The organism is uncultured Agrococcus sp., from assembly GCF_945915485.1.
Classification (GTDB): domain Bacteria; phylum Actinomycetota; class Actinomycetes; order Actinomycetales; family Microbacteriaceae; genus Agrococcus.
The window spans coordinates 1-9,165 of the sequence record NZ_CAMEFJ010000092.1 but is presented as its reverse complement, the minus strand read 5'-3'; the positions used below and the strand labels follow the sequence as shown (position 1 = coordinate 9,165).

The following is a 9,165-nucleotide window of genomic DNA, read 5'->3' as shown; positions in this document are numbered from 1 at the left end:
GACCGCAAAACCTACCGAGAACACGAACCGGAAGAACCCGACGACGGACCCCACGGAGAATTCGACCTGTTACCCGATGAGTACGGTGAGGCGGATCGACCGCCGTTCTGACTGCACCGACCTGCTCAGAGGAGACATGCGCAGAGGAGACACAAGTGCGCGACCGAAAACGCGATGAGCTTCAGCAGCCGAGCCTCGACCGTTTACTGCTCGATGACCTTGCCGAAACGGAAGAGAAGCTGTTGTTCGCGCAGGCGCACTGTGAGGGTGTTCGCTTCAGCGGTATCGAAACAGGGGATATCGGTCTCGCAGGTGCAACGCTATTGCAGTGCGAACTGATCGACTGGCGGGTAGACGAAACCGACCTCACGGGTGCTCGGTTCGCGGAAACCCGCATCCGGGGCCTGAACGCCCCGTCATTCAAAGCAAGAAGAACTACATGGCGAGATGTCGAGATCGAAGCGTCTCGCCTTGGGGCTGCTGAACTCTTCGATTCCGAGCTCAACAGAGTTCTCGTGGCCGATTCGAAGCTCGGCTGGGTGAACCTGCGCGCCGCGAACCTCACCGACGTGTTGTTCCGCAACTGCCACTTCGACGAACTTGATCTCGGTGGCGCAAAAGTGCTCAGGGTAGCGTTCCGAGACGTCACCGCCGACCGACTCATCATGACCGGCACCCAAGCGCGGCATCTCGACCTTCGCGGCCTTGACCTGCGCGCGATCGAGGGGCTCGAAGGGCTCCGCGGCGCCACGATCTCCGAGTGGCAGCTGGCATCGATGGCGGAGATGCTCGCCGGAGAGTTCGGGATACGCGTCGAGGGATGAAGCCCCGCCGGTTCTCGCTAACCCAGCACCGTCCTGTGTTTGGTCTCGGCCCACTCGGCCGCCATCTCGGTCAGCACGGCTTCGACTGCTGCGGCCTCCTCCGCGGTCGGATTTCCACCCTGAATCTCCATCTGGGAGAGGATCTCCTTGATATCCGTTCCCGGAGCGGGCGCGGGAGAAGGAGCCTTCGCGGCCTGCGAATAGTCAACGTTGTCGATCACGGTACCTCCTACAGCGGAATATTGCCGTGCTTGCGGTCAGGGCGTTCGATCTCCTTCGAGCGCAGGAAACGGAATGCCTTTGCGACGGCAACGCGCGTCTCAGCGGGCTCGATGACACCGTCGATCTCACCGCGTTCAGCGGCGAGGTACGGGCTGGCAACGTTGTACGTGTAGTCGTCGGCCAGTTGCTTCCGTACCGCGTCGACGTCCTCACCGTTGGTCTCGGCATCCTTCAGCTGGCCACGGTACAGAATATTGACGGCTCCCTGACCGCCCATCACGGCGATCTCGGCCGTCGGCCACGCGATGTTGATATCGGCTCCCAGATGCTTCGAACCCATCACGATGTACGCGCCGCCGTAGGCCTTGCGTGTGATCACGGTCACGAGCGGAACCGTGGCTTCCGCGTACGCGTACAGCAGCTTGGCTCCGCGGCGGATGACGCCCGACCACTCCTGATCGGTGCCGGGCAGATAACCGGGTACGTCCACGAGCGTCAGCACGGGAATGTTGAAAGCGTCGCAGAAACGCATGAATCGCGCTGCCTTTTCGCCGGCCTCGATATTGAGCGTGCCGGCCATCGACTTCGGCTGGTTCGCGATCACGCCGACCGAACGGCCCTCGAGGCGGCCAAAACCGATCACGATGTTCGGCGCATACAGCCCTTGCACTTCCAGGAACTCGTTATCGTCCATGAGCGATTCGATGATCGTCAGCATGTCGTACGGCTGGTTCGGGGAGTCCGGGATGACCGTGTTCAGCTTCTGGTCCTGGTCGTTCACGACACGGGCCGAGCTGTGATCGTAAGCGGGAACCTCGGCCTTGTTGTTGTCGGGCAGGTACGACAGCAGTGCGCGTACGTAGTCGAGCGCGTCGTCCTCGTCCGCCGCGAGATAGTGCGCGACTCCGCTGACCTCGTTGTGTGTCCTTGCACCGCCGAGCTCTTCGAACCCGACCTCTTCGCCGGTCACCGTCTTGATGACATCGGGGCCGGTGACGAACATGTGGCTCGACTTGTCGACCATGACGACGAAGTCTGTCAGCGCCGGCGAGTACACGGCACCTCCGGCAGCAGGCCCCATGACGATGGAGATCTGCGGGATGACGCCGCTGGCCGCCGTATTGCGCTTGAAGATCTGCGCGTACTTGCCGAGCGCGACGACACCTTCCTGGATGCGCGCTCCGCCGGAGTCGAGAATCGCGACGAGCGGAATCTTCAGATCGAGCGCGTAGTCCATGATCTTGACGATCTTCTCGCCGGCCACTTCACCGAGGGAACCACCGAACGTCGTGAAGTCCTGTGCGTAGACGGCGACGCGGCGACCGAAGATCGTGGCCATCCCCGTGACGACGGCGTCGCCGGCGGGCCTGTTGCGGTCCATGCCGAATGCTGTCGTGCGGTGCTTGACGAACGTGTCGAACTCCACGAAGCTGCCCTGGTCGACGAACTGCGCGATGCGCTCGCGTGCAGTCTTCTTACCCTTCGCGTGCTGCTTCTCGGCTGAGGCGGCCTCTTTGTCGAGCACCGCATCCCCGAGGCGCTTCTTGAGGTCAGCGATCCGTGCCGCAGTCGTTGTAAGCGGTTGGTTCTCTTCAGTCACGGATATGAGTCTACGATGCCTTGTCTGCCAACCGTGGAACGCATGGCGTCGACTACCTTGGAGCCATGCAGTTCCCTCGCGCATCAGCCCTCGCCGAAGTGCAGTATTCCGAGCAGACCCCCACGACGTTCGACCTCGTCGATCAGGGCGCTCGGGACTGGACCAGCTGGGTGACGCTGAACCAAACCGCGGGAAGAGCGAGAATCGATCGTCGCTGGGAGACCCCGCCGGGAAAGGCGCTCGCGAACTGTACTCTTGTGCGCCCGAGTTCGGGGCACAGCTGGATGCCGCTTGCGACCGGCCTTGCGCTCGCGCGCGCTATCGACGGTCTCATCGACTCCTCTCCGGAGATCAAATGGCCGAACGACGTGTTGATCGGCGGGCGCAAGGTCTCGGGCATCCTCTGCGAGATGCGGGGCGACGCCGTTATCGTCGGGTTCGGCGTGAACCTCGTGCAGAGCGGCGACGAGCTGCTCGAAACCGCGACGTCGCTGGGGCAAGAAGGTGCGCGGGATAGCGCGGAGGCACTCGCGGATGCGGTGCTCGCAGGTGTTTTACGGGGACTGCAGTCGCTCGTACCGCGACTCGGCACAGAAGAGCTGCTGCAAGACGTGTCTGCATCCTGCTCGACCCTCGGGCAGCGCGTCCGGGCTGAGATGCCAGACGGGAGTCGCATACTCGGCAAGGCTGCTCGACTCGATGCCGACGGCGGCCTCGTGATCGCGACGGAGGTCGGTGAACGTACGGTAACGGCGGGGGATATCGTGCATCTGAGATCCGAGAAATAGAGTAATTTCGTGCTGTAGCGGCATCTAACACAGGAGCGAGGCAGACTGGTACCCATGCCCGAGGAGACAACCGAGAGAGTCATCGCTCGTATGCGGCCGCACGCACGTGCGCTGGTGCTGTCGATCGTGGTGCTCTGGGCGCTCAGCTTCTTCTCGCTGTTTCTGCAAGATCGCATCGCATGGGAGCCCTGGAACACCGTCGTCATCGTCGCGGCCATCGTGCTTGCGGCGATTCTCTGTGTATTTCCATATTTTGCATGGCTCTCACGCCAATACACGATCACCACTCGACGCGTAACATTGCGTTCGGGCTTCGGCGGCATCCGCCGCGAGGTACTGCTGAGCAGAGTGCACGACATCACGCTGCGCAGGAGGGGTCTGCAAGCCATGTTCGGCTCGGGGGATGTGCTGATCTCGACGGGCGGCGAACGTGCGATCGTGCTCGCCGACGTGCCGAACGCAGCGCTTGTGCTGCGCGCCCTGAACGAACTCTTGGAAGACTCGACGGAGGATGCATGAAATTGGCAGTCATCGGATGCGGATACCTCGGCGCCGTGCACTCGGCCGCTATGGCTTCCGTTGGTCACGAGACCGTCGGTATCGATATCGATGAACCCAGAATCGCGCTGCTGGCTTCGGGGAAAGCGCCGTTCTACGAGCCCGGCTTCGACGAACTGCTCCGAGAGCAGACCGGGGGCGGGCTACTGCGATTCTCGACTGACCCCGCTGCAGCCGCCGGCGCATCCGTCATCTTCCTCGCGGTGGGAACCCCGCAGACGGAAGGCAGCAATGCCGCCGATCTCCGCTACGTGGATGCCGCGGTCGAGTCGCTGCTGCCGCACATCGACGCAAACACCCTGATCGTCGGCAAGTCGACGGTACCCGTCGGCACCGCGGCCAGGCTCGCGGAGAAGATCGCCCACACGGGCGCAAAGCTGCTCTGGAACCCCGAGTTCCTGCGCGAGGGTTTCGCCGTGCAGGACACGCTCGATCCCGACCGGCTCGTCTACGGCATCGCGGACGGTGACACGGCCAGCGTCGAGAAGCTCGATGACGTGTACAGCTCGATCATCGAGAAGGGCACGGCCCGGATCATCACCGATTACCCGACGGCAGAACTCGTCAAAGTCAGCGCGAACGCGTTCCTGGCCACGAAGATCTCCTTCATCAACGCCATGGCCGAGATCGCGGAGCAGGTGGGAGCCGATGTCACCGAGCTCGCCGATGCAATCGGCGTCGACAACCGCATCGGTCGTCGCTTCTTGAACTCCGGCCTCGGCTTCGGTGGCGGATGCCTCCCGAAAGACATCAGGGCGTTCCAGGCGCGGGCAATCGAGGTCGGTGCCGGCGAATCGCTGCGATTCCTCGAAGAGGTCGATCGGGTGAATCTGCGGCGACGCGAACGCGGCTACGATCTTGCAGCGCGCGAGGCCGACGCGACAAGCACGAAGCGCGTTGCCGTCCTCGGTCTCTCGTTCAAACCCAACAGCGATGATGTGCGTGACTCTGCTCCGCTCGACATCGCAGCGAGACTGCATGCGACGGGCTACTCCGTCACCGCTTACGACCCGAAAGCGCGTGAGACTGCGCGGCGGCTGCATCCGGGCCTCGACGTGCGCGACTCCCTCGCAGACGCTGTCGCGCAGGCAGACGTGATCCTTATCGGTACCGAATGGAGCGAGTTCCGCGAACTCGACCCGTCTTCGCTGGAAACCCCCGCAGCCGTGGTGATCGACGGCCGAAACACACTCGACCGGGAGCACTGGCGCGCTGCCGGTTTCAAAGTCGTCTCGCTCGGGCGCCGCACGCTGGAGGTCGAAGCATGATCCTCGGAGTCATCGGCGCCGGCCAGCTCGCCAGAATGATGATCCCCCCTGCTGTGCAGTTGGGCATCGATATCCGTGTGCTCGCCGAGGGGGAGGGGATGTCCGCTCAGCTCGCACAAGCGGCCGTCGGCGACTATCGCGATACGGACGCCGTGCTCGACTTCGCACGCACGGTCGACGCGGTGACATTCGATCACGAGCACGTTCCCCAGTACGTTCTGCGCGCACTCGTCGAGGCCGGCCACGCCGTGCATCCCGGACCGGATGCGCTGCTGTTCGCGCAGGACAAACGAGCGATGCGCGAGAGGATGCGCGACCTCGGTGTCCCGCAGCCCGCCTACGCGCTCATCGATTCGGCTGACGACCTGCAGCGCTTCCTGGACGACAACAACGGCACCGCAATCGTAAAGACTGCCCGCGGTGGCTATGACGGCAAGGGCGTCCGCCGGGTGCAGCGGGTCGACGAGGTCGCCGACTGGATTGCCGCAGCAGGGCGCGGCGAAGGGCCCGAACTGCTCGCGGAAGAACTCGTCGACTTCAGCCGCGAGCTTTCGCAACAGCTCGCTCGAAGCACGAGCGGGGAGATGGCGCACTGGCCCCTCGTCGAAACCGTGCAGCGCGACTCCGTCTGCGCGGAAGTGTATGCGCCCGCGCCAGGAGGTGAGCGGCTCGAACGCGAAGCCGCCGACATCGCGCAGCGGATCGCAGAGGGCGTCGACGTCACGGGTGCCCTCGCGGTCGAGATGTTCGAGACGGCGGACGGCCGACTGCTCGTCAACGAGCTGGCCATGCGCCCGCACAACTCTGGCCACTGGACCATCGAGGGAGCTGTGACGAGCCAGTTCGAGCAGCACGTCCGTGCCGTGCTCGGCCTCCCGCTCGGCGACCCGGCGATGGTGCGCGATGCCGCCGTCATGGTGAACGTGCTCGGCGGGCCCGCATCCGGCCGCATGGAAGACCGGTACGCGGATGCGCTCGGGGAGTATCCGGACGCGCACATCCACTCGTACGCGAAGACCACGAGGCCCGGTCGCAAGGTGGGGCACGTGACGGTCGTCGGCGACGAACACGAAGCGACCGCGACGCGCGCGCGGAACGCTGCGGGAGTTTTCGGGGACTGACCGTACCCTGGGATACGCACTGCGATAGGGAGGAACACCGTGGCACAGGTTGCGATCATTATGGGCTCCGACTCGGATTGGCGAGTCATGGAAGCCGCTGCGACGGTGCTCGACGAACTCGGCATCGAACACGAGGTAGAGGTCGTGTCCGCGCACAGGACGCCGCACAAGATGGTGGAGTTCGCGGAATCCGCAGCTGATCGCGGTATCAGGGTCATCATCGCGGGCGCGGGAGGAGCAGCCCACCTGCCCGGCATGGTCGCGTCGCTCACGACGCTCCCCGTCATCGGGGTTCCCGTCATGCTCGACAAACTTGACGGCCTCGACTCGCTGTTGTCCATCGTGCAGATGCCGGCGGGCATCCCGGTCGCAACCGTGTCCATTTCCGGTGGCCGCAATGCCGGCATCCTTGCAGCCAGGACGATAGGGGCGTTCGACGAGGACGTCCGGGCGAGACTAGCCGAATTCGCTACCGACCTGCGTGATCAGGTCGAGCGTAAGAACGAAGCGCTGCAGCAGCGAATCGCAGAAGGAAAGAACGCCGAATGAGCTTGCTTGAACCGCGCACGACTCTGAGGAACCCCGAGCCGCCGACGTCGCCGGTCATGCGCCGCCGCGGCTGGTGGCTCGTGTTCCTCGGTTTCCTGCTGCCGGGCAGTGCGCAGGTCGTCGCGGGCAATCGCAAGCTGGGCCGGTTCGGGTTGATCGCGACGTTCACGCTGCTGTTCCTCGCTCTCGTTGCGGCGATCATGTTCTTCGCCTCGCGGGAGACGCTGCTCCGCGCAGTGGGCAATGGCTTCGGTCTGCTCGTGCTCGAGATCATCGTGATCGCCTACGCGCTCATCTGGCTCATCCTCGGCTTCGACACGTTTCGGCTGACCAAGCTCGCCCGTATCAAGGGAGGGGGCCGGTGGGGCGTCGCAGTGGCATCGATCGTTGCGATCGTGCTGCCGGTCGGTCTTGCGGGATATGCGGCGAGTGTTATCGACGCATCGCGTGGGCTCTTGAACGATGTGTTCCAGGCGACAGGGCCGACGCAGGATCCCGTTGACGGCCACTACACCTTCATGCTGCTCGGCGCCGACTCCGGTGACGGGCGGATGGGCCTGAGGCCGGACACCCTGCGTGTCGTCACCGTCAACGCCGAGACCGGCGCGGCGACGCTGGTCGGCGTGCCTCGAAACCTCATGAACGCGCCGTTCAGCGAAGGCTCGCCGATGCGATCGCACTGGCCGGACGGCTTCAACTGCGGTACATCCGACTGCATGGCGAATGCCGCCTACACGTACGGCATGAACAACCCCGACCTGTATCCGGATGCGGAAGACAACAATTCGAATCCCGGCATCGAGGCCACGCGCGACCTGCTCGAGGGCGTAACGGGCCTGACGATTCAGTACTACATGATTGTCGACATGCACGGCTTCGAAGGCCTCATCGATGCCCTCGGTGGCGTCGAGATCGACGTTGAGCGGCGGATTCCCATCGGCGTCACGGGTAGACCGCCTTCGGGATACATCGAGCCCGGCCTGCAGACGCTCGATGGTGAAACCGCTCTCTGGTTCGCACGCAGTCGCTCGGACTCCTCCGACTACGATCGCATGGACCGCCAGCGCATCGTCATGGAGGCCGTCGTAAGCCAGTTCACGCCGCAGACGCTGCTGAGTTCGTACAATCGGATCGCCTCCGCCGGCGGTGACATGTTGCAAACCGACATTCCGCAGTCGATGGTCGGACACTTCACGAACCTGGCGGAGCGTACCGGGAGTCTGCCCATGGAGAGCATCGATCTGGTTCCCCCTCTCATCAACTCCGAGAACCCGGACTTCGCCCTCGCACACAGCGAAGTGCAGGACGCCATGGCCAGGGCCTACCAGAATTCGCTGCCGTCGGAGTCACCGGGAGAGTCCGGCGACCCCGACGACGGCTAGCGCTTCCTATCGGGCGGCACGCTGGGGCTGAGCGCGCCTACCCGTGACAGCCGCGGCGGCGAGCAGCATGAGGGCAGCGAGGCCGAGCAGCCACAGCGCGGGAGCGGCCGCTGTCTGAGGCAGCGCGCCGTCACCCGACTGACCGTCACGCTGACCGGGGCCGGTCGGGCTCGGGTCGGTCGGCTCCGGATCGGTGGTTGCGGGGTCGGTCGGCTCGGGTTCCGTGGGCTCCGGTTCCGTTGGTGCCGGCTCGCACTCCTCGATCACCGAGGTCGCTGTGCGGAGTGAGTGGCCATCCGTATTGTTGTCGTCGGTCCAGAGCTGGAAGACCGTGCGCACGACTCCCGCGGATGCACAGGATTCCTCCGTCACGAAGGATGCGAAGCCTTCGTTGGCGACGTTCGGCAGCGTCTCGGGGCGGTCGATCAGGACGACGCCGTCTTCATTCTCGAGCTCAGTAAACGATTCGCCGCCGAGCGTGAGCAGTACGCTGCGACCCTCGCAGACTTCGTCGCACATGACGAGGAGCTCGTTCGTGCGCTCCTGATAGTCGAGTGCCATGACTCCCTGGAATGGCGCTTCGTAGACTTCGAGCAGTTCGTGCTCTCCCGCATCGTCGAGCGAAACGAACAGGAGCTCGCCTGTCTGCTCGACACCGACGGCGAAGGATCCGCCGAACTGGCCGGGGAGCCACTCGATCGCTTCGAGACCGCCATTCGCCCCGAGCTCGCCCGTGCTTGCCGCAAGGTTCCACTCGTCCGTCGCGGCGAGCTCTTCGAGTTCACCGGCTTCCTCAGACAGCTCGAACCGGAGCACGGACGGGCGGCTGACGCTGCTTGCATCATTGTTTCGC

At 64.2% G+C, this 9,165-nt stretch carries 9 protein-coding genes and 1 pseudogene; 7 read left to right on the top strand and 3 right to left on the bottom strand.

Annotation, left to right across the window (positions count from 1 at the left end; translation table 11 throughout):
• Positions 1-155: 155 nt before the first annotated feature.
• Entirely contained in the window at positions 156-824 is a 669-nt protein-coding gene (locus tag Q0O95_RS11890; RefSeq protein ID WP_293698904.1) for a pentapeptide repeat-containing protein, read from the top strand.
• Between the two features lie 17 nt (positions 825-841).
• Here the strand turns inward: Q0O95_RS11890 and Q0O95_RS11885 are convergent, their stop codons facing one another.
• On the bottom strand, positions 842-1,045 hold the full coding sequence (locus tag Q0O95_RS11885; RefSeq protein WP_293698901.1) for a hypothetical protein: 204 nt from the start codon (positions 1,043-1,045) through the stop codon (positions 842-844).
• Between the two features lie 8 nt (positions 1,046-1,053).
• Complete coding sequence (locus Q0O95_RS11880; RefSeq protein ID WP_293698898.1) at positions 1,054-2,646, bottom strand: acyl-CoA carboxylase subunit beta; 1,593 nt, start codon at positions 2,644-2,646, stop codon at positions 1,054-1,056.
• A 65-nt stretch (positions 2,647-2,711) separates the two neighbouring features.
• Between Q0O95_RS11880 and Q0O95_RS11875 the strand changes: the two genes are divergently transcribed.
• From Q0O95_RS11875 to Q0O95_RS11850, 6 genes are read left to right on the top strand one after another with little or no spacing between them, the layout of a single operon-like run.
• On the top strand, positions 2,712-3,434 hold the full coding sequence (locus Q0O95_RS11875) for a biotin--[acetyl-CoA-carboxylase] ligase (protein ID WP_293698895.1): 723 nt from the start codon (positions 2,712-2,714) through the stop codon (positions 3,432-3,434).
• 54 nt (positions 3,435-3,488) lie between these two features.
• Positions 3,489-3,953, top strand: coding sequence for a PH domain-containing protein (locus tag Q0O95_RS11870; protein ID WP_293698892.1), 465 nt, complete (start codon positions 3,489-3,491; stop codon positions 3,951-3,953).
• Positions 3,950-5,260: a UDP-glucose/GDP-mannose dehydrogenase family protein gene (locus Q0O95_RS11865; RefSeq protein ID WP_293698889.1), complete on the top strand. Its 1,311-nt coding sequence runs from the start codon at positions 3,950-3,952 to the stop codon at positions 5,258-5,260. The genes Q0O95_RS11870 and Q0O95_RS11865 overlap by 4 nt, the downstream gene beginning before the upstream one ends.
• On the top strand, positions 5,257-6,381 hold the full coding sequence (locus tag Q0O95_RS11860) for a 5-(carboxyamino)imidazole ribonucleotide synthase (RefSeq protein ID WP_293698886.1): 1,125 nt from the start codon (positions 5,257-5,259) through the stop codon (positions 6,379-6,381). The genes Q0O95_RS11865 and Q0O95_RS11860 overlap by 4 nt, the downstream gene beginning before the upstream one ends.
• Positions 6,382-6,420: 39 nt before the next feature.
• Positions 6,421-6,930 carry a 5-(carboxyamino)imidazole ribonucleotide mutase gene (gene purE / locus Q0O95_RS11855; RefSeq protein WP_293698883.1) on the top strand — a complete coding sequence of 170 codons (510 nt, stop codon included), beginning with the start codon at positions 6,421-6,423 and terminating at the stop codon, positions 6,928-6,930.
• On the top strand, positions 6,927-8,312 hold the full coding sequence (locus Q0O95_RS11850) for an LCP family protein (protein ID WP_293698881.1): 1,386 nt from the start codon (positions 6,927-6,929) through the stop codon (positions 8,310-8,312). The genes purE and Q0O95_RS11850 overlap by 4 nt, the downstream gene beginning before the upstream one ends.
• Before the next feature lie 6 nt (positions 8,313-8,318).
• Here the strand turns inward: Q0O95_RS11850 and Q0O95_RS11845 are convergent.
• Positions 8,319-9,165, bottom strand: a pseudogene (locus Q0O95_RS11845) (hypothetical protein); the annotation flags it as partial.

What these genes read in the sequence shown, in the direction of transcription:
- Q0O95_RS11875 (WP_293698895.1), top strand. Translation starts at nt 2,712, where the DNA reads ATGCAGTTCCCTCGCGCATCAGCCCTCGCCGAAGTGCAGTATTCCGAG.
- Q0O95_RS11850 (WP_293698881.1), top strand. Translation starts at nt 6,927, where the DNA reads ATGAGCTTGCTTGAACCGCGCACGACTCTGAGGAACCCCGAGCCGCCG.
- Q0O95_RS11865 (WP_293698889.1), top strand. Translation starts at nt 3,950, where the DNA reads ATGAAATTGGCAGTCATCGGATGCGGATACCTCGGCGCCGTGCACTCG.
- Q0O95_RS11860 (WP_293698886.1), top strand. Translation starts at nt 5,257, where the DNA reads ATGATCCTCGGAGTCATCGGCGCCGGCCAGCTCGCCAGAATGATGATC.
- Q0O95_RS11870 (WP_293698892.1), top strand. Translation starts at nt 3,489, where the DNA reads ATGCCCGAGGAGACAACCGAGAGAGTCATCGCTCGTATGCGGCCGCAC.